The 24,168-nt window shown below is 37.2% G+C and carries 22 protein-coding genes; 17 read left to right on the top strand and 5 right to left on the bottom strand.

Annotated elements, in window-relative coordinates; genetic code table 11:
* The first annotated feature begins 105 nt into the window (after positions 1–105).
* On the top strand, positions 106–1,221 hold the full coding sequence (gene dinB / locus IGI63_RS06765; protein WP_023894966.1) for a DNA polymerase IV: 1,116 nt from the start codon (positions 106–108) through the stop codon (positions 1,219–1,221).
* Positions 1,222–1,265: 44 nt separating this feature from the next.
* Here dinB and nrdG read toward each other — a convergent pair whose 3' ends face one another.
* Both nrdG and nrdD read right to left on the bottom strand, forming a co-directional pair.
* A complete protein-coding gene (nrdG, locus tag IGI63_RS06760; RefSeq protein ID WP_002356379.1) occupies positions 1,266–1,862 on the bottom strand; it encodes an anaerobic ribonucleoside-triphosphate reductase activating protein in 597 nt (198 codons plus the stop codon).
* A gap of 32 nt (positions 1,863–1,894) precedes the next feature.
* Positions 1,895–4,078, bottom strand: coding sequence for an anaerobic ribonucleoside-triphosphate reductase (nrdD, locus tag IGI63_RS06755; RefSeq protein WP_002385686.1), 2,184 nt, complete (start codon positions 4,076–4,078; stop codon positions 1,895–1,897).
* A 405-nt stretch (positions 4,079–4,483) separates the two neighbouring features.
* Between nrdD and IGI63_RS06750 the strand changes: the two genes are divergently transcribed.
* From IGI63_RS06750 to IGI63_RS06685, 14 genes are all read left to right on the top strand, one after another.
* Positions 4,484–5,251, top strand: coding sequence for an ABC transporter ATP-binding protein (locus tag IGI63_RS06750; protein ID WP_002356382.1), 768 nt, complete (start codon positions 4,484–4,486; stop codon positions 5,249–5,251).
* The gene (locus tag IGI63_RS06745) at positions 5,241–7,337 is read left to right on the top strand and encodes an ABC transporter permease (RefSeq protein WP_002384061.1); all 2,097 of its coding nucleotides are present in this window, start codon (positions 5,241–5,243) and stop codon (positions 7,335–7,337) included. Before IGI63_RS06750 ends, IGI63_RS06745 begins: the two co-directional genes overlap by 11 nt.
* A gap of 203 nt (positions 7,338–7,540) precedes the next feature.
* A complete protein-coding gene (locus IGI63_RS06740) occupies positions 7,541–7,690 on the top strand; it encodes a teichoic acid D-Ala incorporation-associated protein DltX (protein WP_002356384.1) in 150 nt (49 codons plus the stop codon).
* Positions 7,691–7,704: 14 nt separating this feature from the next.
* A complete protein-coding gene (gene dltA / locus IGI63_RS06735) occupies positions 7,705–9,225 on the top strand; it encodes a D-alanine--poly(phosphoribitol) ligase subunit DltA (protein WP_002362499.1) in 1,521 nt (506 codons plus the stop codon).
* Complete coding sequence (gene dltB, locus IGI63_RS06730) at positions 9,222–10,427, top strand: D-alanyl-lipoteichoic acid biosynthesis protein DltB (RefSeq protein WP_002382500.1); 1,206 nt, start codon at positions 9,222–9,224, stop codon at positions 10,425–10,427. Before dltA ends, dltB begins: the two co-directional genes overlap by 4 nt.
* Positions 10,428–10,459: 32 nt before the next feature.
* Complete coding sequence (dltC, locus tag IGI63_RS06725; RefSeq protein WP_002356389.1) at positions 10,460–10,696, top strand: D-alanine--poly(phosphoribitol) ligase subunit DltC; 237 nt, start codon at positions 10,460–10,462, stop codon at positions 10,694–10,696.
* The gene (dltD, locus tag IGI63_RS06720) at positions 10,696–11,970 is read left to right on the top strand and encodes a D-alanyl-lipoteichoic acid biosynthesis protein DltD (protein WP_002376500.1); all 1,275 of its coding nucleotides are present in this window, start codon (positions 10,696–10,698) and stop codon (positions 11,968–11,970) included. Before dltC ends, dltD begins: the two co-directional genes overlap by 1 nt.
* Positions 11,971–12,182: 212 nt before the next feature.
* Positions 12,183–13,265: a M42 family metallopeptidase gene (locus tag IGI63_RS06715; RefSeq protein ID WP_429975543.1), complete on the top strand. Its 1,083-nt coding sequence runs from the start codon at positions 12,183–12,185 to the stop codon at positions 13,263–13,265.
* Between the two features lie 20 nt (positions 13,266–13,285).
* A complete protein-coding gene (locus IGI63_RS06710; protein WP_002362504.1) occupies positions 13,286–14,077 on the top strand; it encodes a DUF975 family protein in 792 nt (263 codons plus the stop codon).
* A gap of 145 nt (positions 14,078–14,222) precedes the next feature.
* Positions 14,223–14,963: an MBL fold metallo-hydrolase gene (locus IGI63_RS06705; RefSeq protein ID WP_002356393.1), complete on the top strand. Its 741-nt coding sequence runs from the start codon at positions 14,223–14,225 to the stop codon at positions 14,961–14,963.
* A 32-nt stretch (positions 14,964–14,995) separates the two neighbouring features.
* Complete coding sequence (locus IGI63_RS06700) at positions 14,996–16,000, top strand: lipoate--protein ligase (protein WP_002356394.1); 1,005 nt, start codon at positions 14,996–14,998, stop codon at positions 15,998–16,000.
* A gap of 615 nt (positions 16,001–16,615) precedes the next feature.
* On the top strand, positions 16,616–17,305 hold the full coding sequence (locus IGI63_RS06695) for an O-methyltransferase (protein ID WP_429975542.1): 690 nt from the start codon (positions 16,616–16,618) through the stop codon (positions 17,303–17,305).
* 240 nt (positions 17,306–17,545) lie between these two features.
* Positions 17,546–18,109, top strand: a complete 564-nt coding sequence (ahpC, locus tag IGI63_RS06690; RefSeq protein ID WP_429975541.1) for an alkyl hydroperoxide reductase subunit C — start codon at positions 17,546–17,548, stop codon at positions 18,107–18,109.
* A 96-nt stretch (positions 18,110–18,205) separates the two neighbouring features.
* Complete coding sequence (locus IGI63_RS06685; protein ID WP_429975540.1) at positions 18,206–19,888, top strand: FAD-dependent oxidoreductase; 1,683 nt, start codon at positions 18,206–18,208, stop codon at positions 19,886–19,888.
* A 99-nt stretch (positions 19,889–19,987) separates the two neighbouring features.
* Here the strand turns inward: IGI63_RS06685 and IGI63_RS06680 are convergent, their stop codons facing one another.
* From IGI63_RS06680 to IGI63_RS06670, 3 genes are all read right to left on the bottom strand, one after another.
* Positions 19,988–20,578: a hypothetical protein gene (locus IGI63_RS06680; protein ID WP_202333843.1), complete on the bottom strand. Its 591-nt coding sequence runs from the start codon at positions 20,576–20,578 to the stop codon at positions 19,988–19,990.
* Between the two features lie 120 nt (positions 20,579–20,698).
* Complete coding sequence (locus tag IGI63_RS06675) at positions 20,699–21,232, bottom strand: 3'-5' exonuclease (RefSeq protein WP_002356400.1); 534 nt, start codon at positions 21,230–21,232, stop codon at positions 20,699–20,701.
* A gap of 34 nt (positions 21,233–21,266) precedes the next feature.
* On the bottom strand, positions 21,267–22,022 hold the full coding sequence (locus IGI63_RS06670) for an exodeoxyribonuclease III (protein WP_002367205.1): 756 nt from the start codon (positions 22,020–22,022) through the stop codon (positions 21,267–21,269).
* Positions 22,023–22,228: 206 nt separating this feature from the next.
* On the opposite strand from IGI63_RS06670, the gene IGI63_RS06665 reads away from it, so the two are divergent.
* Positions 22,229–23,143: a Gfo/Idh/MocA family protein gene (locus IGI63_RS06665; RefSeq protein WP_429975539.1), complete on the top strand. Its 915-nt coding sequence runs from the start codon at positions 22,229–22,231 to the stop codon at positions 23,141–23,143.
* An 86-nt stretch (positions 23,144–23,229) separates the two neighbouring features.
* A complete protein-coding gene (gene murB, locus IGI63_RS06660) occupies positions 23,230–24,117 on the top strand; it encodes a UDP-N-acetylmuramate dehydrogenase (protein WP_002387193.1) in 888 nt (295 codons plus the stop codon).
* The last annotated feature ends 51 nt before the right edge of the window (positions 24,118–24,168 follow it).

Genomic DNA, 24,168 nt, shown 5'->3' with positions numbered 1-24,168 from the left:
TATAACTTCACGGATTTTTAGCTTTTTCTGGTTGAAATAAAGAAGTTTCAATTTGAAAAAGAACGGACGTTCGTATATAATGGAGGGAGGAGGCGAATCAAAATGATGAGCGAATTACGTTTTCCCTTAAAAAAAGATACGTCGAGAAAAATTATACATATAGATATGGACGCGTTTTTTGCTTCAGTTGAAGAACGAGATCATCCAGAGCTAGTAGGACATCCGTTAGTTATTGCGCGCCATCCAAGTGATACTGGGGGCAAAGGAGTGGTGACCACAGCGAATTATATTGCTCGACAGTACGGTATTCACTCGGCTATGAGTGCTCAAAAGGCGTATGAACTATGTCCAAGTGCCATTTTTAAGCCAGGTAATTATCAGAAATATAGTGAAATTTCTCAAGAAATCCGTGAAATTTTTCGCCGCTATACAGATGTGATTGAACCAGTATCTATTGACGAAGCGTATTTAGATGTAACTGAAAATAAGGTCAACAGTAAGTCGGCTATTAAAATTGCGAAAATGATCCAATATGATATTTGGCATGAATTGCAGTTAACTTGCTCGGCAGGTGTTAGTTACAATAAGTTTTTAGCCAAGTTAGCATCAGATTTTCAGAAACCAAAGGGCCTGACGGTTGTCTTACCAGAAGAGGCCGAAGATTTTTTGAAAGCATTACCGATTGAAGATTTCCACGGAATCGGGAAAAAAACAGTGCCTAAAATGCATGAACTAGGGATTTTTACTGGAGCAGATTTATACAAGCAAGATGAGATGACGTTGATTCGGTTATTCGGTAAAATGGGTTATTCATTGTATCGTAAAGTCCGTGGTATCCATGATGCGCCAGTTCAAGTGACTAGAGATCGTAAGTCGGTAGGCAAGGAACATACTTACGGCACCCCTTTAACGACGGAAGAGCAGGTTACGGCTCAATTGAGACAATTAGCAGCAGGTGTTGAGCGTGCATTGCAACGAGTGCAAAAACATGGCAAAACAGTAGTCCTAAAAGTTCGTTATACTGACTATACGACGATTACGAAACGTGTGACATTACCTGAATATATTTCTAAAAAAGAAGAACTTTTCTATCAAGCGAATTTAATTTGGGAAGATATTTTAGGTTTAGAACAAGGAATCCGTTTATTAGGCATTACTTTAACGAATTTAGATCCACTAGCGTATGAAAACATTGTTTTACCTTTATGGGAAAAAAGTTAGCCCTTTAGACACATCCTCAAGAGATGGCTAAAGGGCTAACTTTTTTAAATTGATTTTTTGATTTGTTCATAAGACGTTTCGGCGTCATGACATTTTTCCCAAATAACAGCTTTGCCAGCAGCAAGTGATTTGGGTACATCAATAATCCGTTGATTACTACTGCCACGAAATTGTAAATTTAAATTACGTTTTGCCAGTTCAAAGCGCCCATCAACTAAAATGTCAATTGAATGGAGTAGTTCAAGCTTATCAGGCGTTTCTAAAAGTAGTTCTTCAAAGGTATACCCAGACCAAGACCAGATATCTTTGGCTGAGCCAAATGTTTCCCGCACACGTTTGACTACACTAAGACAAACATCTGTATTCAGAAAGGGTTCACCACCCAAAAGAGTCAAACCTTGGACATAGTCATGGGACAAATCTTCAATAATTTGATTCATTAAAGATTCTGTAAACGGCGTACCGTAATTGAAATTTTGGACAGCTTTGTTAAAACAACCTTCACAAGCAAAGAGACAGCCGCTCACATATAAACTATTGCGTACACCTTCGCCATCAACAAAGTTGAACGCTTTGTAATCGGCAATCTTTTTTTGGCTGTAGTCTTCGGTTTTCCATTCTTGTGGTTTCGGATTACGCATCAGCAAAACTTCTTTCTATAGAATAATCGAGTTTAATTTTTTAAATGTTTCACACGAGAGGAAATTTCTTTGTGACGACCGTGTACCATTGGGCGAGCTTGCGGGTTACCTAAATAACCACAAGTCCGTTTAACGACATCACAAGTCTTAGGATCATGATTGCCACATTCTGGACATTCAAAGCCACGTTCAGTTGGATGGAAGTCCCCTTCAAAACCACAGGCATAACAATGATCAATTGGCGTATTGGTTCCTAAATAGCCAACTTTGTCATAAGCGTAATCCCAGACAGCTTCAAGTGCTTTGGGATTTTGCTGTAACATGGGGTATTCACAGTAGTGGATAAAACCACCAGAACAGTATTTTGGATAATCCTTTTCAAAATCAAGTTTTTCAAAAGGCGTTGGATTTTTGCGTACATCATAATGGAAACTATTTGTGTAATATTCTTTATCTGTAATATTTTCGACGATGCCAAATTTTTCAGTATCTAAACGGCAAAAACGGTCAGTCAAGCTTTCGCTCGGTGTAGAGTAGACACTAAAATGATAGCCGTATTCGTTGCCCCAGTTGTCGGCATTTTTTTTCAGTTCTTTTAAAATATCCAGTGTAAAGTTTTTGGCCTCTTGATTGTCCTCCCAAGCACCGCCGTAAAAGGCAGAAGCCACTTCATACAAGCCAATATAGCCAAGTGAAACCGTGGCACGTTTGTTTTTAAACAGTTCATCTACGGCATCCTGTGTAGCTAAACGTTTTCCAAATGCACCATACATGTATAAAATCGGTGCATTCGCTGGTTTAGCTTCTTTAACACGCTCAACACGATAAACCAAAGCATCTTTAACGATCGCTAAACGTTCATTTAAAATTTGCCAGAACTTTTCTTGGCTTCCTTGCGCTTCTAAAGCGATTCTTGGTAAGTTCAAGGTCACAACGCCTAAATTCATTCGGCCAACATTTACTTCTTCACCTTGTTCGTCTTTCCAGCCTTGTAAAAAGGAACGACAGCCCATTGGTACCTTAAAACTACCTGTTAGTTCAACGATTTTATCATAGTTTAAAACATCAGGATACATGCGTTTCGTTGCGCATTCCAGTGCCAGCTGTTTAATATCGTAGTTTGGATCAGTAGGTTGCGCATTGACGCCTCGTTTAATTGTGAAAATTAGTTTTGGGAAAATAGCTGTTCGTTTTTCAATCCCTAAACCATTAATTCGGATTTGTAAAATCGCCCGTTGAATTTCTCGCTCAAACCAGTTGGTACCTAAACCAAATCCCAGAGAAGTAAAAGGGGTTTGTCCATTGGAAGTAAATAAGGTATTAATTTCATACTCAAGACTTTGCATGGCATCAAAAATATCTTTTTTCGTTTTCTTCCGAGCGAATGCTTTTTGGCGTTCTTCTCCTTCAATCCATTCTTGCGCATCTGCTAAATGTTTTTCATAATTACGTTCTGCAAAAGGCGCTAATAATTCATCAATCCGATCGGCAGAGCATCCACCATATTGACTGGAAGCTACATTGGCAATAATTTGAGAAATTTGTGCAGTGGCTGTTTGAATTGATTTTGGTGATTCGACATCAGCGTTCCCAATTTTAAAGCCATTGTTTAGCATGCCTTTAAAATCAATTAAACAGCAGTTTGTCATGGGCGTATATGGATGATAATCTAAATCGTGGTAATGAATGTCGCCTTTTTGATGGGCATTAGCCACGTGTGAAGGCAACATCTTTAAACCAATTGATTTTCCAACAATCCCAGCGGTTAGATCACGTTGCGTATTAAAAACGTCACTGTCTTTGTTGGCATTTTCGTTCACGACAGTCTGATCTTTATTAATTAATTTGCCGATAGATACATTAATATCAGTTGCTTTACTACGCTCAAAATCACGTTGGGTTCTGTAATGAATGTATTCTTCGGCTAAGGCATATTCATTGTTGGATAGCAGAGTATGTTCCACAATATTTTGAATTTCATAAATTTTTACGTTATTGGTAAAACGTTCGGCAATTTCTCGATTGACATCGGCAACAATCGATTGGACTTTTTGATGTGTCAAAGGAGTGACTTGGTCATGTATTTTTTGTTCAGCTTTGATCAAAGCATCGTATATTTTTTGATCATCGAAAGTCACTAAACGACCATCCCGTTTGACGACTTTAATTGTTGAGAGATTAACATCCTCGGCTTTTTCATCAGTAATCTTCATCATTTTATCCAGCTCCTTATATCTCGTTAGTAACTATCCTAATACAAAGGTCGGCTAAATTCAATCGATATATTGCGTATTTTTAGTAAAATATCACTAGACAAACACTATATATTGTGCTTGTGCTGTTTTGAAAAAATATGAAAACAAATGAAGAAAAGGATTGAGCAAATTTTTTTGTGTGAAAAAAATTCTTTGTCCAAATTAAAAAACAGCAAAGAGTTTTTTGCCAAATTGCTAAAAGCAACACTAAAAAATAACAATTATTAAATAATAATTGTTTGCGGATTTATTCACGAAATGCCAATTATTCTTTGACTACCGAACGATATTGTAAGATAAAACGATGTTCATTCAGATTTTTTCTTGGTAAAATAAGAGTAATAACAAAACGTTGGAGCGAGAAAAATGAAAAAAATTGTAGAAGTAAACCATGTCAGCAAGACATATGGTCGTTTAAATAATAAAACAGAAGTATTAGATAATATTTCGTTTACCGTTGATGAAGGCGAATTTGTGGGGATTATGGGTCCCAGCGGTGCTGGGAAATCGACACTATTGAATGTCTTATCTTCGATTATTTTGCCAACCGCAGGAATCGTGCGCATCGCCGGACAAGATATTTTAAAAATGCGAGATAATCAATTAAGTGATTTTCGAAGAAACGAAATGGGGTTTATTTTTCAATCGTTTAACCTAATTGATACGTTAAATGTGAAGGACAATATTCTGTTGCCTTTAGCTGTAGAAAAAGTTTCATTAGAAGAAATGGATAAACGTTTGTTACATGTGACTTCGATTTTGGGGATTCAGGAGCTTTTATCTGCTTATCCACCAGAGATATCTGTGGGACAAAAACAACGGGTAGCAGCTGCTCGTGCTTTGATTACGAACCCTAAAATTATTTTTGCAGATGAACCAACTGGCTCGCTGGATTCAAAATCAGCAACAGAATTGTTGAAATATTTAGCTGAAATTAATCTACATGATGATGCCACAATTTTGATGGTGACACATGACCCGTACACGGCCAGTTTTTGCAATCGCATCTTGTTCATTAAAGACGGTGCGATTTTCTCAGAAGTTGTTCGTCAAGGATCACGTAAGGAATTTTTTAATCGTGTGATAGATATGCAAGCAACGATTGGTGGAGGCGGGCGCGCAAATGATTTTTAAACTATCATTAAAAAATTTAAAAGCTCATGTACCTAACTATCTGGTTTATTACATTAGTATGACTTTTGCAGCGGTCGTTTATTATTGTTTCCGTGCGATTGCTTACAACCAGCCTCTTGTCGCAGGTGCAGGCCGTGATATCGAAATTAAGCGATCTTTAGGACTTGGTAGTACCTTAGTCACCATTATTATTTTGGGCTTTATGTTGGCAGCAAATCGTTTTTTTATAGGAAAACGTAGCCAAGAAATTGGCTTGTATCGATTAATTGGCTTGAGAAAGAGCCAAGTTTCACTAATTTTTTTAGTAGAAAATTTAGTTTTAGGCTTTGTTTCACTAATTAATGGAATTATTTTAGGAGTGATTTTCACCAAGTTGTTTTCAATGATTTTAGCCAAAGTTATGTTTTTAGAAGTCCCCAGTTTCTTCTATATTTCTTGGCGTTCCGTTATTGAAACCGGTGTAGCTTTTGCATTTATGATTTTGATTGTCTGCTTAAGAAGTATTTGGATGATTTATCGTTATCCATTGTCGCAGCTTATGCACCAAGAAAAAATTGGTCAAATTAATTATAGTCGTTTAACGAAACGGCGGCAGTTTCTAGGTATTTTAGGACCTATTTGTTTACTGGCTGGTTATTTTATTGCGTTTGATTTTCGGAATTTAGCGACAGGTATTGTGTATAAACAATTAAATGATTCATTGGATATCTCGATTCCGATGATTATTACATTGACGCCTTTTATCATTTTGGGTCTATGTGTGGTGGGAACTTATTTATTTTTCCGTTATACCATGTATTTTATCATTCGCTTATTTAATCATAGAAAAAAATGGTATTACCAAGATTTACGCATGATTACTTTAGGCAATGCCAAACGCTACTTATTTAAAAGTAGCAAAACACTCACTGGTTTGACCTTGTTAATTGCGACAGCCTTGAGTGGGATCGGCGTGATGGTTTTTGTGTATACGATTAGTATGCACACGGTCAACAGTGATGGCCCCGTGGACTTTTTAGTTTCACAGGAAAGCTATCCTAAATTGAAGAAAGTTCTCGATGAAGCTAAGGACACCAAAATAAAAAATGAAGTGACACTTTCTTATAAAATTACTGGAATTGAACGAAGTTTGCGAATTGGTCAAGCGCAAGAGGAACAAGAAACGATTGAAGCAGTTAATGTTTTATCTTTCTCAAATTACCGCAACTATCAAAAAATTAATCCTTATTTAAACGATTTACATTTAAAAAATGACCAAAGTGTTATCTATATGGATAGCTTTACCAATATTTTAAGTGGTATGTCTCGTTATGAATCGAAACTGCAATTTGTTGAAGGAGAGAAGGCACAACTGCAACAAGTGCTGCCTAACTATCTAGGCAATTTTTTATTGCAATATTCCTTACCAACGATTGTCGTTTCCGATGCCCTTTATCAGAAAGTGACAAAAAATTCCATTCAGTATCAGATTAACGCCGTAAATGTTGACACGAAAAGCCGTGAAAAACTTTATGAAGCCGTAAATAAACAGATTGCCACAGAATGGCAAGCGCCAATTTTGTATAAGTATGAAAAAAATAACCAGCAGTTGAGTGGTTTTGCCAAACAAATGCCTAACGAAGAGGTAAAGAATACGCAAGATGATGTCACAGAAACTTGGCGGCTAAATATGAATGATCGCTACGCCTCTTTACGCTATGAACGAAAAATTAACGGCTTGACTTTATATGTCTCCATGTTTGTGGCAATTTTAGCGTTGTTTATTACGGGCAGTATTTTGATGTTACGACAACTCTTTTCAGCTGTAAGTGAGCGTCAAGATTACGTGACTTTAAAACGGATGGGTGTTTCTAGTAAAGCGATAACTAAGCAAATTTATCGACAGAATAGTTTGATTTTCTTTCCGCCGATGGTCATTGGGATTTTGCATACTACCTTTGCCATTTATTTGCTAAGCCAATTTATTAAGAGTCCAGGATATTTGTTAGTATATCTTTCTTGTGGAATCTTAATAATTGTTTATCTAATTTTTTATATTTTAACGTCTGCCATTTATGCGCGGATGATTCGACACATCCATTTTTAAAAAACTGTAAAAGCCGTTGTGAAGCGGTTTTTACAGTTTCTTTATGCGAAAAAATTATGAGAGTTCCCTTTATGAAAATCATGAAAATTTAAGAAGTGACGAAATTGTTAGTTTTTTTATTAAATTGTAAGAAATTTCAATGGACTTTGCTGAAATATAGCATAAAATAATGGATAGCGATTAACCTTAGGAGGTGAATGATAATGAAAACAACTTTTCAGAAAATTCTCAATAACGAAAGTCTTAAATTCATCGGTAAAACGTTATTTTATTCTTTCATTGTCATTGCATTAATTTATCTTTATCATTACAAGAATATCAATGGAGGAACCTTCATTTATAACGAGTTTTAAGGAGGCGGCTATACATGGAAAAAGTAATTAATATGATTCAAACGATTGATGAATGGGCACGTAAAGAACCCCAACGGCCTGTTTATTTAACCGAAGAAAAAGTCTCTACGTATGGAGAGTTAAAAGAAAAGTCAGACAATCTAGCCGCTTATTTAGCTGAGCTGAAAACGGACAAGTCAGCGATTGTCGTATATGGAGAATTAGATTTTGAAATGATTGTGAGTTTTTTAGGCGCATCGAAAGCTGGTTTTAGCTATATCCCCATTGATGCACATACACCAAAAGAACGCATTGAACTAATTCTAAACGTAGCCAAACCAACCGCAGTGATTGCTGTGCATGAATGGCCTGAATTAGCCACCGAAGTGCCAGTAATTACGGCGGAAGAATTAACAGAAATGATGATGCATGCACCCCGATATGCGCCTGAGTTGACGCCTGTCACAGGAGCAAGTAATTACTATATCATTTTCACTTCAGGGACAACTGGCGTACCAAAGGGTGTGCAAATCAGCCATGATAATTTAGTTAGCTTTACGAATTGGTTGTTGCAAGATTTTGGTTTAGAAGAAGGGGCCCGCTTTTTAGCACAGGCACCTTATTCGTTTGATTTATCAGTGATGTCTATTTATCCCGCATTGGCGTTAGGTGGCTCATTAACTCCGTTACCCAATGAAATCATTAACGATTTTAAACAATTATTTACGCGTTTGCCACAATTAACAATCGACGTCTGGGTTTCAACACCGTCTTTTATTGAATTGTGTCTAATGGAACCAAGCTTCGATGGTGAACATCTACCAGCACTGCGCACGTTTTTATTCTGTGGAGAAGAATTACCAAAACCAACGGCTGAGAAATTAGCCGCTCGTTTCCCAACTGCGCATATTTATAATACGTATGGGCCGACAGAAGCGACTGTAGCGATTAGTGCCATTGAAATCACTCAAGAAGTTTTAAAAAGTGTCCAACGTTTACCAATCGGGTATGTGAAAGAAGATACGCAAATTTATATTATGGAAGGCATGTCAAAATTACCTGCAGGTGAAATTGGTGAAATCGTCATTGCTGGACCAAGTGTTTCCAAAGGCTATCTAAATAATCCTGCGAAAACAGCTGAAGCTTTTTTCCAATTAGATGGCGTACCAGCTTATCGCACAGGCGATGCTGGAAAGTTAGTCGATAACCTATTGCAGTATGAGGGACGCTTAGATTTTCAAATTAAATTGCATGGCTACCGCATTGAGTTAGAAGAAGTGGATCATCACTTAACGAATGTTTCCTACGTGAAACAAGCAGTCGTTGTGCCGAAATATCAAGGAAATAAAGTCCAACAATTAATTGCCTATGTCGTTCCGCAAGCACATGAATTTTCAAGTGATTTTCAATTAACTAAGGCAATTAAACAAGAATTAGCCACGTTGACAATGGACTATATGATTCCGCAAAAATTTGTATATGTTGAACAATTACCTTTGACAAGTAATGGCAAAATTGATCGGAAAGGGTTGATGAATGAGGTGAATGCCACATGATGAATTTTCCTCATATGATTCCCTATAATGCACCGTATTACTTTGTTCTGCTAATTGCGGCCTTGTTGCCGATGATTTTAACTTTAGCCATTAAAGGGACACGTTGGCCTTGGTATCAAACGCTCGTGACACTGGTCTTTCTATATATCAGTTTTGGTGGCGAATTTTGGCAACAAGGAGTCGCTCTGATTGTATATGTTATTTATCAAACGTTACTAACGTGGGGCTATGCGGCTTATCGAAAAAATAAAAATGCAGGTTGGGTCTTTTATCTGGCTGTCTTTTTAGCTATATTACCGCTTGTTTGGGTGAAAGTTTCTCCCTTCATGACAGGCAAAACAACCTTACTTGGCTTTTTAGGGATTTCTTATTTAACCTTTAAAGCGGTCCAAGTGGTCATGGATTTACGGGATGGCGTAATGAAAGAATATCATCCGTTTCGTTACATTCAGTTTCTCTTGTTTTTCCCGACTATTTCTTCAGGACCCATCGATCGTTATCGGCGCTTTGAAAAAGATTTGAAAAACCCGCCGAGTGCGGAGAAATATTTAGACTTTTTAGAAAAAGGAATTTTTTATTTATTTCTAGGATTTTTATATAAGTTTATTATCAGTCATTATCTTGGTGGTGTCTTTTTACCACATGTGGAAAAAATGGCCTTGGCACAAGGTGGTTTATCCTGGTGGACAGTCGGCTATATGTATAATTACAGTTTGTATCTATTCTTTGATTTCGCAGGCTATAGTTTACTGGCCGTTGGCACAAGTTATTTAATGGGCTATGATACACCAATGAACTTTAACAAACCGTTCCTAAGTTGGAATATTAAAGAATTCTGGAATCGTTGGCACATGACCTTATCTTTTTGGTTCCGTGATTACATTTACATGCGCTTAATGTTTTTCTTAATGAAAAAGAAAGTCTTTAAAAGTCGGATCGTGACTTCTAATATTGGTTACTTTGCGTTGTTCTTAATCATGGGCATTTGGCATGGATTAACGTGGTTCTACATCGCTTATGGGCTCTACCATGCAACACTAATTTGTGTGACAGATGCTTGGCTACGTTTTAAGAAAAAACATAAAGACAAGATACCATCAAACAAATTTACACATGCATTTGCAGTCTTTTTAACTTTCCAAGCGGTTTGTGTCAGCTTCCTGATTTTCTCAGGATTTTTAGACAAACTATGGTTTAAATAAACAAAAATAAAAATATAAAGGGGCAATTTACAATGAACATTCAAGAAACAGTATTAAACATTTTAGAAGATATTACAGGAACAGACGAAGTTGTGAACAATCAAGACATTCAATTATTTGAAGAAGGATTATTGGACTCTTTAGCAACGGTTCAATTATTAGTAGAAATTGAAGGACAATTAGGAATCCAAGTTCCTGTATCAGACTTTGACCGTGAAGTATGGGGAACACCAAAACAAATCATTCAACAAGTGGAAGCTTTACAATAATGTCTAGAAAAAAACGACTAATCAGAATCTTAGGTCCAGTGCTTTGTTCAGCGGTCTTGGTTGCAGTGTTCTTTTTTGCACCGTTCAGAATCAATTTAACTTCCGAAAAAACGTTGAAGGAAGCATCAACGTCAATGGCACCGAACGTTTTAAAAGGCAATGTGATTAAAAACAAAGCAGTGGCTTCTGGTAAATATGTTCCTTTTTTTGGCTCTTCTGAATTAAGTCGATTTAGTGCTTTCCACCCTAGTGTGCTCTCTGAAAAGTATCAACGGAACTACCGACCGTTTTTACTAGGAGAAGCGGGCACACAGTCATTAACCCAAGCAATGGTCATTCATTCGATGGGCGATGCGATTGCCAATAAGAAAGCGGTCTTTATTTTATCTCCGCAATGGTTTGTCAAAAAGGGTGTACCTAATGATAGTTTTGGTGCACACTATTCACAATTACAAACCTATCAATGGTTAGCTAATTTAACCGAATTAACCAGCGGTGACCAATATCTAGCACAACGTTTGATCAAATTTCCAGTTGTTCAAAAAGACAAAGTCTTAATGGAAACTTTGGCAAATCTGCAGGCAGGGCAACTTCCCCAACGCTCTCAACGAGATTATTTTATAATGAATCTCCGTTTCTTGAATCGTGAAGATGAATTGTTTAGCCAAATTGGCATGGTTAGCAGAGAACCAATTGTTGAAAAAGATATGAAACAATTACCTGCTACTTATAATTTTAATGAATTAGATCAGCTAGCTGGAAAAATTGCGGCAAAAGCCATTAATAATAATAAATTTGAAATTAGTAACGGTTTTTATCGCCAACGGATTAAACCAGTTTTACCGAAATTAGCTCATTCACAAAAGAAATGGGATTATCGTTTTTCTCCAGAATATGGTGATTTCCAAGCTGCGTTAGAACAGTTAGCAGAAAAAAATGTCGATGTTTTATTTGTAATCCCACCTGTTAACAAACGTTGGTCGGACTATACGGGCTTGTCACAAGATATGTTGCAACAAGTAGCACGCAAGCTGAAATATCAACTTCAAGAGCAAGGGTTTACTAACATTGCTGACTTCTCAACATGTAGTAATGAACGCTACTTTATGGCGGACACGATTCATTTAGGTTGGCGTGGTTGGCTCGCTGTTGATCGTCAAGTAGATGAATTTATGAAACAACCTGCGTCTAAAAAGTTAGCGTATCAAATTGATGATCGTTTTTATCAGACAGATTGGCAACAACAAAATCCATTGGTCTTACCTCAATTTTAAGAAGGCAAGATGGATCAAGTACCAATTGTCTGAAGCGGACTAGAAACGCTTCGTAACAATGAAAATAGCCTGTACCTGCCGTTGAATAACGAGCGTGCAGGCTGTTTTTTCGTTTATTTTTAGTGGAGAACGTTGCTCAATTTATTTTTTGTAAGTATTTTTTTAGTTCGTGGTATAATGGATAAAATTGGTTTTTGAGGGGAGTTATTTTTATGGATGCAAAAGAAGAAAAAATGTTAATTGATTTAACAAGTGCTAAAGGGATTGCTGGGAATGAAGACGAAGTACGTTCGTTATTTAAAAAGTATGCAGCACCGTATACGGATAAATTTTTATATGATGGTCTTGGCAGTATTATTGCAAAAAATGTTGGTGATAAAGAAGGACCAAAAGTCTACATTTCTGGGCATATGGATGAAGTCGGTTTCATGGTTACCCAAATCACAGAAAAAGGCTTTTTAAAATTTCAAACCGTTGGCGGTTGGTGGGGGCAAGTGATGTTGGCCCAACAAGTTCAGATTAAAACCACGACTGGTAAGGTTTACCATGGTGTCATTGGGTCTAAACCACCGCATGTGTTAACAGCGGAAGTTCGTAACAAACCCTATGAGATTGCAGATATGTTTATTGATATTGGTGCAAGTAGCGATCAACAAGTTGCAGAATGGGGGATTCATCCAGGAGATATGGTGACACCATATATTGACTATCGTCGCATGAATGATACAAAATTTTTATTGGCAAAAGCGTGGGATAACCGAATTGGTACGGCCGTTTCATTAAAAGTTTTAGAAAATTTAGCGACAGAAGGGCACCCCAATATTTTATTTGCAGGCAGTGATGTGCAAGAAGAAGTCGGGCTACGCGGTGCGCAAACAAGTACGCATCTTGTGAATCCAGACATAGCGTTTGCTTTAGACACAGGAACAGCTGGTGACACACCAGGAATGACACCTAAAGAAGCCGACTCTGTTTTAGGTGAAGGGCCACAAATTTTGATTTATGATGCATCAATGATTCCGCATAAAAAATTACGTGATTTTGTTATTCAAGTGGCGGAAGAAAATAACATTCCCTTCCAATATACAGTGATTATAGGGGGAGGTACGGATGCTGGCCGCATGCATTTAACGCGCAACGGGATTCCATCATTAGCCATCACGGTGCCTGTTAGATATCTGCATTCACATACCTCAGTTATTCATGAAGATGATTATTTCAACACAGTCAAATTAGTCACAGAAGTGGTGAAACGTCTAGATAAAGAAACAGTCGCTAAATTGACTAGTTATTAGTTTCAGAAAGGATGGAATGAATGAAAAGTTTAGTAACAAATTCGCAACATCGTGCCAATGCTCGCAGAGCCCTTGATGGGCAATGGGGGATCATGGCTTGGTTAACTTTCTTAGGAGTGGTTTTACAGAGCTTCTTAACATCGATTGTGCAAAATTTATTTTCTGGTGAAAATCAAGTTTTTCAAAGTAGTTTTGCCGCAGTATTACTGCAAATTTTTGTTTTATTCGCGTTAAGTTATGCGCTATATTACGCAGCCTTGAAGGTGTTACGTGGTGAAAAGGTGCGGGTCAATATTTTAATGAGTGTTTTTCAAGGAAAATATTATGGTCCGCTATTTGTGGTCAACCTACTTCAAAAAGTACTTGAACGTGTAATTGGTTTGTTATTTTTGTTACCAATTTTATTTGGGGCAGGGACAACCTTGTATTTCAAATTGATGTTTAATACAGTTACACCAGAGGAAATTCAGACCTTTTTCTTAAATGATTTTTCCTTTTTCCTAGCGTTTGGTGTTGCCACTATCTTGATCTTTTTAATTGGTTTATTTGTGAGTGGCGTTTTTCAATTTGCTGTGTGGCTACGTTTCGATAATCCAGAACTGCCAATTATGATGGCATTGAAACAGGCGTTATATTTAATGAAAAATCGTTTTTGGCAATATTTATGTTTACAATTTTCTTTTATTGGTTGGTATATTGTGGGCTTTTTAGCTATTGGTATCGGTCTATTATGGGTGATTCCTTATAACTATGTAGCGTTAGCTAGTTTTTATCAAACTGCCTTAGAAGAAAAAGGTTTAGCCGAAGAATAAAATAGAAGCTTGAATCCTTCGTCATCTCGACAAAGGGTTCAGGTTTTTTCTTTGGTCTTTTTGTGAAAATTTAAGCGTTTTAACCTCGTTTTTCCGTTATTTTATGGTAACATGGAAGTATCGTATTGAAGGAGGTTGTCCACACATGAAATTGACTGTCTTAGGCTGTTTAGGTGCTTATCCATACAAAGGAGAAGGAACGAGTTCCTATTTGTTAGAATCTGAAGGCTTTCATTTGCTTATTGATGCAGGCAGTACGACATTAGTGCGTTTAGAAAACTATCTAGATCCATTGAAATTAGATGCTGTCATTCTGTCGCATTACCATCATGACCATATCGCAGATTTAGGTGTTTTACAATATTATCGTCAGCTTTATCCAACGCTGGAACCGACGCCTATTTTGCCAATATATGGCCATACACAAGATCAAATGCATTTCAAAGAACTAACGCTTCCTAACGTTTCCGAAGGGAAAGAGTATTTTGAAGCAGAAGAGTTGGCAGTAGGACCATTTTTAATTACTTTCATGGAAACGATTCATCCTGTCACTTGTTACGCGATGCGGATTGTTGAAAAAGCGACTGGCAAAGTCTTTGTCTTTACAGGAGACTCTGGTTACTTAGCAAGTTTTGAAGACTTTGCAAAAGACGCTGATTTATTCTTAGCGGATACGTACTTATTTGAAGGTAATGAACGACATCATGCACATTTTACGTCAAGAGAAGCGGGTGAAATTGCCAAAGCAGCACAAGTCAAACAATTGATGTTGACCCATTTACCACAACATGGGTCATTGGAACAACTACGTGAAGAAGCGCAAAACTATGCTGGAACGGAAATTCCAGTGACATTAGCCCAACCAGATTTAACAGTTGAGATTTAAAAAAGTAACTATACCAAGGGAGAGAACCGATTGTGATTTTTGTACCGAATGAAAATAATGACCCACGAGTGAACTTAGCAATTGAAACATATTTGTTAACAGAAATGCCTTTAGATGAGCCCATCCTTTTATTTTACATTAACGAGCCGTCAATCATTATTGGCCGTAACCAAAATACAATTGAAGAAATTAACAAAGAATATGTAGATGAGCACGGCATTCATGTTGTTCGTCGCTTAAGTGGCGGCGGCGCCGTTTATCATGATCATGGTAATTTGAATTTTAGTTTTATTATGCCAGATGACGGCAACTCTTTCCGTGATTTTGCGAAAGTTACCCAACCAATTATCCAAGCATTGCACGACTTAGGCGTTGAAGGTGCCGAATTAAAAGGGCGCAATGACCTAGTGATTAATGATATGAAGTTTTCAGGAAATGCGATGTACGCTACCAACGGCCGCATGTTTGCACATGGAACCTTAATGTTTGATAGTGATATTGATGAAGTTGTAAATACATTGAAAGTACGGAAAGATAAAATCGAATCTAAAGGTATCAAGTCTGTTCGTTCACGGGTAACAAACATTAAACCATTTTTATCTGAAGATAAACAAGAGATGACAACGGAAGAATTCCGCCAAGAAATTCTTTTGAAAATTTTCGGCGTAGATTCGATCGACCAAGTTAAAACGTATGAATTAACTGATCAAGACTGGGCGGCTATTAACAAAATTTCAGAGCAATACTATCGCAATTGGGATTGGAATTATGGTAAATCACCTGCATTTAACTTAGAACGTCGCCATCGTTTTCCAATTGGTTCAATTGAAATGAAAATGAATGTGGCGGATGGTGCCATTCAAGAAATTAAAATCTTTGGGGACTTCTTTGGGCTTGGTGAAATTAAAGATGTTGAAGATATTTTAACCGGCGTGAAATATGATAAAGCTTCTTTAGAAGAAGCCATTGATCAAATTGACGTTAAAAAATACTTTGGCAATATCGAAAAAGAAGATTTGCTTGGGTTAATTTATTAAAAAAAAAAGACAGCCATTTCAAACGGTTGTCTTTTTTCTAGCTAAAAAATAATTTTTAGCTTTTAGAAAGGTAGTGCTATGTGCAAAATCGTCGAAACGATTTTTATCAGGGAACTATCAAATAGCTCGCCTGCATATGTACTTGAACCAAGTCAAGTCCGGGAATTTGGTTATGTGCTTCACTATAAATCACTATCTGTAAAGAGTATACAAGATTTCCTTTCTTTTGTGATATCAAATTTTTACAGACAAAGTAGTAAAATTTGACGTTTCTTATTTTAGCAAGGTTATAGGCTTGTTTTGGGGCTTGAAATAGCAAAAATTAATAGTGATTTAAGGGAAAATATTAACATATGTAGAAGTATTTTTATAAGAAATAACGAGAAAAAATCAATAGGTATGTTCTTGAGGGCTACTTTTTGACGTTTTCTGAATAAAACTTAATAAAAAATAGCAGAAACAAAGAAAAAATGTGCTTACAAGAAGTAATCCGCACTTAGCTAGGAAGTTAAGAATGTGCATGTTATTTTCAAACAAATAATAAGAATCCTATTTCAATCCTTTACAGAGGAACAAGGACTTCGTATAATAAAGAAACGAAAAGGAGCGAAAGTGATGAGAAACGAAATGATGCATCGACCAGTCGTTAAACCAGAATTGGTTGAGTATATGCGTACAAAACAAAAGAAACTTCCCGGAGAATTAGGTGCAGTGGAGGCGGAAGCCAATGAAGCAGGGGTGCCGATTATTCCGCACGAAACAGTAGTTTTTCTACAATTTTTGCTAGGACAACTAAAGCCCAAAAATATTTTAGAAATCGGGGCAGCAATTGGTTTTTCTTCAAGCTTGATGGCCCAATTTGTCGGTGAAGATGGTCACGTGACCACGATTGATCGTTTTGACGTAATGATAAAAAAAGCGAAGAAAACCTACCAACGCCTAGACTTAGAAGAAAAGGTCACTCTTTTAGAAGGACAAGCAGCTGAGATTCTACCAACGTTGGAAGGACCTTATGACTTTATTTTTATGGATAGTGCCAAATCAAAATACATTGAATTTTTACCTGAATGTTTACGGTTGCTGCCAGTTGGCGGCGTTTTGATGGTGGATGATGTATTTCAAGCTGGGACAATTTTAGACCCTACTGAGGAAGTACCGAAAAAAAATCGAGCGATTCATCGTAAATTAAACCAATTTTTAGATGTAGTCATGGCTCACCCTGATTTAACTTCTACTTTAGTTCCTCTTGGTGATGGAGTTATTTTAATTACCAAAGAGAAAGAAACGATTATTTTAGATAGTTAAAGAATGTCTTCACAAAAAGAAAGCGAATCATTAAAAAGCAAGTTCTTTTAATGGTTCGCTTTCTTTTTTATGTTATTTAAAAAGTTATCTTGCTATTTCTAATTGAGAATGATAATCATAAAATTCTCAATAGGACAGTATTATACGCTAATAGAACCTCGTTTGTTTATAATTATTCTATTGACGGAATAATTATAAACTGTTATCCTTAAAGAGTAAAAAAACAGAGGAGGAACGACAATGAATTTAATTAATCAAAAACTTTTTGACTTTGAATGTGATGCCTATCACGATGGTGAATTTACACGAGTATCAACAGAAGATATTTTAGGAAAATGGAGTATTTTCTTCTTTTATCCAGCTGATTTTTCTTTCGTGTGTCCTACGGAATTAGGGGATATGCAAGAGCATTATGCGCATTTACAGGAATTAAATTGTGAGGTTTACTCTGTTTCAGAAGATAGTCATTATGTGCATAAAGCATGGGCTGACGCTACAGAAACGATTGGAAAAATTAAATATCCAATGTTAGCCGATCCCAACGGTCAACTTGCTCGTTTCTTTGGCGTTTTAGATGAAGCTTCTGGAATGGCTTACCGTGCTTCATTTATTGTGAGTCCAGAAGGTGAGATCAAATCTTATGAAATCAACGACATGGGTGTTGGTCGTAATGCTGAAGAACTTGTTCGTAAATTAGAAGCTTCTCTATTTGTAGCAGAACATGGTGATAAAGTTTGTCCAGCCAATTGGCAACCAGGAGAAGAAACAATTGCGCCAAGCTTAGATTTAGTTGGTAAAATTTAAATTCGCTTTGTAAATAGAGGTCAAAGAGTTGGATAAAACAGAGAAAATGTTTTGTTCAGCTCTTTTTCTGAAACACAGAAGAAAGAGGAGAAGCAAGTGACAGAAGAAATCTACGATTTGATTATTATTGGTGGCGGCTCAGCTGCTTTATCTGCAGGTATCTATGCAGGTCGCGCAATGATGGATACCTTAATTATTGAAAAAGACAAAATTGGCGGACAAGTAACGACGACTTCTGAAATTGTGAACTATCCAGCGATTCTTCACACAACAGGTCCAGAACTAATGGAAGAAATGCGCATTCAAGCACAAGACTTCGGTGTAGCTTTTACAAAAGACGAGATTATTGATGTTGATTTTAGTCAAACGATAAAAACTGTTCAATCAGCGAGTCAAACCTATCAAGCATATGCAGTATTGATTGCGACAGGGGCCTCTGCTCGTAAAATTGGTTTCCCTGGTGAAAGTGAATTTACAGGACGCGGCGTGGCCTATTGTTCTACTTGTGATGGGGAGTTTTTCCAAGGCCTAGATATTTTTGTGATTGGTGGCGGTTATGCAGCAGCGGAAGAGGCCGTTTATTTGACACGTTACGGTAAATCAGTAACGATGATTATCCGAGAACCCGATTTTACATGTGCAAAATTAACTGCGGAGGCGGCCAAAAATCACCCGAAAATTAAGATTGTTTATAACACAGAAGTGAAAGAAATTACGGGAGATGATTTTGTCCGAAAAGCTGTGTTTGTCAATAACCAGACGGGAGAAGAAACGGTTTATGAAGCGCCAAAAGACAGTACATTTGGCCTGTTTGTTTTTGCTGGAAATAAACCAAGTACAGAAATTTTTGAAGGAAAAATTGCCTTAGACCGTGGGTATGTGCCAACAACTGAAAATATGGAAACCAATATTCCCGGAGTTTATGCAGCAGGAGATTTACGAATAAAAGAATTACGTCAAATTGTGACGGCGGTTGCAGACGGTGCAATTGCCGCCACTCATGCGCAACGTTACGTGACAGAACAAAAAACACAGGCGGGCCAACCGATTGTAACGAAGCGAATGACTGAACGATTAGCTAATCAATCTGCCCCTGAAACAAACAGTCAGCAACCAAAAGAAAAACAGCCAGCCAAAGTTACTGGTAAGCATCAGTGGTTCCCAGAAAGTATGCGCCAACAATTAAGCGGTATTTTCGCTAAACTAACCAAAAAAGTGACATTGCTTCAGTTTTTGGATGCAAGTGATGAAAAATCATTGGAACTTCAGTCATTCTTAACAGAATTTGCAAGTCTGGAACAGAAGATTACTTTAGAAACGATTTTGAAAGATACTGAGCCAGCCAAAGAATTGCTGTATGGGATTGAAAAAATGCCTAGCGTTGTGCTCTTAGATACGGCAGGAAACTATACAGGAATTAAATTTAGTGGTATTCCTAGTGGCCATGAAGTAAACTCGTTGGTTTTGGCGGTTTATAATGTCGGCAGCGAGGGGCAGCCGTTAGAAGCAAGTCTGCAAAAGAACATACTTGCATTGCCAAAAAGAAAAATAGAAATCTTTGTTTCACTAACATGTCATTTCTGTCCCGATGTCGTGGCGGCTTGCCAACGTATTGCATCAATTAATCCTCATGTGGAAGCAGAAATGGTGGACATTAGTCTATTTCCAGAGTTGAAAAAAGAAAAGAAAATTATGAGCGTTCCAGCAATGCTGATTGATGGCGAACAAATGATTTTTGGTTCAAAAACAATGACCGAAATTATTGAAGCCTTGGCTTAAAAGAGGCGGGAAAAGTAATTAGCCTAAAGAACCTAAGTCATTCAAAAAAGTGAGAAATACGTCGAGATGACGTATTTCTCACTTTTTTCGCATAGTTAGTCAAGTATCTCTTTTGATTAGGCGATTGAGTTTCCTAAAAAGAATTAAAAAGACACAACAGCAAATGAACAATAGGCTTCCTGTTAGTGGTAAAAAGATACCTTGCATGTAGCTATCGATATGCATTAAACCAGGTACCTCGCTGAAAAAATCACGGATAAACTGTTGAATGAGCTTATTGGCTAGAAAAGCAGCTAAAGGCAAAATAAAAATCAAATAATAGATGGGTTGTAAGGCATAGCTAATTAAAATTTGTAATTTTGTCGTACCTAAAAGAGCTAAGATCAGTAAGTCGTTTTTTTGCTCTAAAAAAGTTAGGAAGAAAGCTCGGCAAATATAACTAATCAGGAAGAAAAAGAGTGTTCCAGCGCTGATTCCAGCCAAACCTCTGAAAATTGTCAAGGGAGGAATCACTGCATAATTATCAAGAAGAATCATTTGTGAAAGCCATCGAGAAAACAACAAAGTCAATAATAGAGCAGAAAAAGTCAGAAAACTAATAATAAAGATAAGAATCAACGTACTAAATTGGTTTTTTGAGCGCCACGCATTTTTGAGAGAGTCTGTGAATAAGTAAAGAATCGAATACATCATCGCGTCCTTTCTGAAAAATTTTTGTTTTAGCGGAAAAGTTATGTAAAAGAAAAGACGTTATCTCCTGACAACTAGCCAATGAAAGAGATAACGCCCTCGCTGGAAACAAGAACTGGATTATTTCACCAATACTAATTTTTTTAAAGGTTCAACCCCAAATCGTTGTTCTTGCTGTAAAAGAATTTCGGCACAAGCTCGGCTATCTTCTAAAGCATCATGATGATTATTTAAAGTGATATTGAGGTTTTCACAAACGGTATTTAATTTATGATTAGGAAATTCAGGAAACAGTTTGCGACTCGTTTTGACTGTACATAAAGAAAGGTAATTAGGTTGTTCTAAGCCATAGTAATCTAAACAGCCAGCCAAAACACTACAATCGAAACTTGCATTGTGAGCGACCACTAACCGATTTGGTTGAAAACAATGCTGAATTTGTTGCCATACTTCAGGGAATTTGGGCGCATTGACAACATCTGATTCATGAATGCCGTGAATTTGCGTATTTCGCCAGAAAAAAGGTGTTTCTGGTTTGATTAACGTGTAAAATTCATCCACAATCCGACTATTTTCTACTTTAACAATTGCAATGGAACAGGCACTATGTTTATCATAACTAGCTGTTTCAAAGTCAAAAGCGTAAAAGTTCATTAAAAAAAACTCCTTTCAACGCGTTGAGTAACACTTAAAAATCAAGTACAACTTCCACTGGACAATGATCACTACCAAGAATATCTGTATGGATTTTAGCACTGACTAAACGTTCATTCAAGGATTCTGACACAACGAAATAGTCAATCCGCCATCCTGCGTTATTTTTTCGTGCGTTAAAGCGATAACTCCACCATGAGTAGATGCCTTCAGCTTCTGGATAAAAATAACGGAATGTATCAGTGAAGCCACTGTCTAACAACTCAGTAAATTTTTGCCGTTCTTCAGGCGTGAACCCCGCATTTTTTTGATTGGTTTTCCAATTTTTTAAATCAATCTTTTGATGAGCTACGTTTAAATCACCGCAAAGAATTACGGGTTTTTCTTGATTTAATTCGTTTAAATAGGCACGAAAAGCATCTTCCCATGTCATTCGATAAGCTAAACGCTTTAGTTCAGCTTGTGAGTTTGGTGTGTAGCAAGTGACCATGAAAAATTCTGGATATTCTAAAGTGATCACGCGGCCTTCTTGATCGTGAGCCTCGATACCTAAGCCATAGCGAACACTTAACGCTTCTTCTTTAGCGAAAATTGCTGTGCCAGAATAGCCTTTTTTTTCGGCATAATTCCAATACTGATGATAGCCAGGAAGTTCTAAATCAATTTGCCCAGCTTGTAATTTTGTTTCTTGTAAACAGAAAAAATCTGCATCTAATTCATTAAAAACATCCATAAAATTCTTTTTAACAACCGCTCGTAAGCCGTTGACATTCCAAGAAATACATTTCATTGTTGAAACTCCTTTCAAATAAGAAACGCTTTTGCTCGTTTCAGTGCAAACCAGAACCAAAGAAAAGGTCGCTTGGTGCTTTCTTCTATTCTAATACTTTTTAAAGAAGTTTTAAATACTTGAAAAGAAAAAGAGAAAATGACTGATTTTTGGAAAGAAGTAGTCTATGATAAAATAGTAAAAAGAGCAGAAATGAGGACAAACGAATGAAAATTGGAGTCATTGGTTTAGGAAATATTGCACAAAAAGCGTATTTGCCAACTTATAGTGAATGCCGCCACTTGGCAGAGTTTGTATTAGCAACTAGAAACCCAGAAACACGACAAAAAATCGCTGATCAGTATGGCTTTACAGAAACCGTTGGGACCATAGAAGAATTGATTGAAGCGAAGATTGATGCTTGTTTTGTCCATGTAGCCACAAAAGTGCATGGTGCAGTCGTTCGCCAATTATTGCAGGCTGGTATTCACGTCTTTGTGGACAAACCTTTAAGTGAAGAGCTTGCTGAAGTCAAAGAATTACAAGCATTGGCAGCAGCAAAAAATCTGTGCCTGATGGTTGGCTTCAATCGTCGTTTTGCCCCCTATACGGAAGTATTGAAAAATATTCCTGAAAAACAAACAATTTTTATTAAAAAGAACCGCATCAATACAACGAGAGAAACAAGTTTTATGATGTATGATTTATTTTTACATGTCGTTGATACCGCAGTTTATTTAGCGGAAGGACCGCTCCACGTGGTGCAGTCAAAATTAGTGGAAGAAAACGGTCATTTAAAACGAGCAATTTTACAATTAGAAACCGAACAGACAACGATTGTTTGTTCCATGGATTTACACTCTGGGGCCAATACAGAAACTTTTGAAGTCACCAGCCCCACAGGTACTTATCGCTTGGAAAATTTAACGCATTTGACCATCCAAACAGAAGAAGAATACCAAGTAAAAGAGATGGGAGATTGGACGCCAACATTGGAAAAAAGAGGTTTTTACCAAATGGTTACTGCTTTCATTCAGGCCATTCAAAAACCGCAAGAGCAAGAGTTAAAACAAGAAAAAGTCTATGAAAGTCATGCGTTATGTGAAGAAATGCTACGCCAACAACAACGGCATGTTCTTTAAAGAGGACTAGCAACTTTCTTTCTATCATGCTAGAATAAGACAGATATTTTGAAAAGAAAGGACTAACTTTCGTGAACACTAAAGCTATGTTAGAAACATTAAACGAAATTACTTTATTAGTAGATGAACCATTAAAAAACGTAACCTTTACCAAAACAGGCGGCCCAGCTGATGTGTTGGCCTTACCCAAAACAAAAAAAGAAGTTGAAGAGATTGTGGCGTATTGCCGAGAACAAGGACTTTCATGGTTAGTATTAGGCAATGCTAGCAACTTGATTGTTCGTGATGGCGGTATTCGCGATGTCGTGATTATGCTAACAGAAATGAAAGAAATCAAAGTAGCCGGTACCACCATGATTGTGGATGCTGGTGCCAAGCTGATTGATACAACCTACGAAGCCTTAGCAGCTGATTTAACTGGTTTTGAATTTGCTTGTGGCATTCCGGGAAGTGTCGGTGGTGCTGTTTATATGAATGCTGGAGCATACGGCGGGGAAATTAAAGATGTTTTCCAATCTGCAGAAGTGCTGTTGGCAGATGGAACTATCCAAACAATGACGAAAGAAGACCTGAATTTCCGTTATCGTCATAGTGAAATTCAAGAATTACATTGTATTGTCTTGCAAGCAACGTTTGCTTTAGAAAAAGGAAACCATGCAGAAATTAAAGCCCAAATGGATGAATTAACGGAACTTCGTGAACTGAAGCAACCGCTAGAGTATCCCTCTTGTGGCAGTGTCTTTAAACGCCCTGTTGGTCATTTTACAGGGAAATTAATCCAAGACGCTGGCTTACAAGGCTTAAAATGGGGCGGTGCTCAAATTTCCGAAAAGCATGCGGGATTTATTGTTAACATCGATCATGCAACCGCAACAGATTATGTGGAATTAATTGCACATATCCAAGAAGTGATTAAAGAAAAATTTGATGTTGAATTGCAAACGGAAGTTCGAATTATTGGTGAAGAAGTCTAAAAAATAAGCTAGGGAGGTAAGTCATTTTGACTTGCCTCCCTAGCTTTAAAT

It is taken from the genome of Enterococcus sp. DIV0086 (assembly GCF_050498705.1).
In the GTDB taxonomy this organism is placed as follows: domain Bacteria; phylum Bacillota; class Bacilli; order Lactobacillales; family Enterococcaceae; genus Enterococcus; species Enterococcus faecalis.
Note: the sequence above shows the minus strand (reverse complement) of the source record. Positions and strands in the feature narration are given on the sequence as shown.

Bases quoted from the DNA above. Each gene is read 5' to 3' on its own strand.
- IGI63_RS06745 (WP_002384061.1), top strand. From the start codon at position 5,241: ATGATTTTTAAACTATCATTAAAAAATTTAAAAGCTCATGTACCTAAC.
- IGI63_RS06695 (WP_429975542.1), top strand. From the start codon at position 16,616: ATGAGAAACGAAATGATGCATCGACCAGTCGTTAAACCAGAATTGGTT.
- IGI63_RS06680 (WP_202333843.1), bottom strand. From the start codon at position 20,578: ATGTATTCGATTCTTTACTTATTCACAGACTCTCTCAAAAATGCGTGG.
- IGI63_RS06670 (WP_002367205.1), bottom strand. From the start codon at position 22,022: ATGAAATGTATTTCTTGGAATGTCAACGGCTTACGAGCGGTTGTTAAA.
- dltD (WP_002376500.1), top strand. From the start codon at position 10,696: ATGTCTAGAAAAAAACGACTAATCAGAATCTTAGGTCCAGTGCTTTGT.
- IGI63_RS06710 (WP_002362504.1), top strand. From the start codon at position 13,286: ATGAAAAGTTTAGTAACAAATTCGCAACATCGTGCCAATGCTCGCAGA.
- IGI63_RS06705 (WP_002356393.1), top strand. From the start codon at position 14,223: ATGAAATTGACTGTCTTAGGCTGTTTAGGTGCTTATCCATACAAAGGA.
- nrdD (WP_002385686.1), bottom strand. From the start codon at position 4,078: ATGATGAAGATTACTGATGAAAAAGCCGAGGATGTTAATCTCTCAACA.
- dltC (WP_002356389.1), top strand. From the start codon at position 10,460: ATGAACATTCAAGAAACAGTATTAAACATTTTAGAAGATATTACAGGA.
- IGI63_RS06750 (WP_002356382.1), top strand. From the start codon at position 4,484: ATGAAAAAAATTGTAGAAGTAAACCATGTCAGCAAGACATATGGTCGT.
- dltA (WP_002362499.1), top strand. From the start codon at position 7,705: ATGGAAAAAGTAATTAATATGATTCAAACGATTGATGAATGGGCACGT.
- ahpC (WP_429975541.1), top strand. From the start codon at position 17,546: ATGAATTTAATTAATCAAAAACTTTTTGACTTTGAATGTGATGCCTAT.
- IGI63_RS06675 (WP_002356400.1), bottom strand. From the start codon at position 21,232: ATGAACTTTTACGCTTTTGACTTTGAAACAGCTAGTTATGATAAACAT.
- dltB (WP_002382500.1), top strand. From the start codon at position 9,222: ATGATGAATTTTCCTCATATGATTCCCTATAATGCACCGTATTACTTT.
- dinB (WP_023894966.1), top strand. From the start codon at position 106: ATGAGCGAATTACGTTTTCCCTTAAAAAAAGATACGTCGAGAAAAATT.
- IGI63_RS06740 (WP_002356384.1), top strand. From the start codon at position 7,541: ATGAAAACAACTTTTCAGAAAATTCTCAATAACGAAAGTCTTAAATTC.
- IGI63_RS06665 (WP_429975539.1), top strand. From the start codon at position 22,229: ATGAAAATTGGAGTCATTGGTTTAGGAAATATTGCACAAAAAGCGTAT.
- murB (WP_002387193.1), top strand. From the start codon at position 23,230: ATGTTAGAAACATTAAACGAAATTACTTTATTAGTAGATGAACCATTA.
- IGI63_RS06715 (WP_429975543.1), top strand. From the start codon at position 12,183: ATGGATGCAAAAGAAGAAAAAATGTTAATTGATTTAACAAGTGCTAAA.
- nrdG (WP_002356379.1), bottom strand. From the start codon at position 1,862: ATGCGTAATCCGAAACCACAAGAATGGAAAACCGAAGACTACAGCCAA.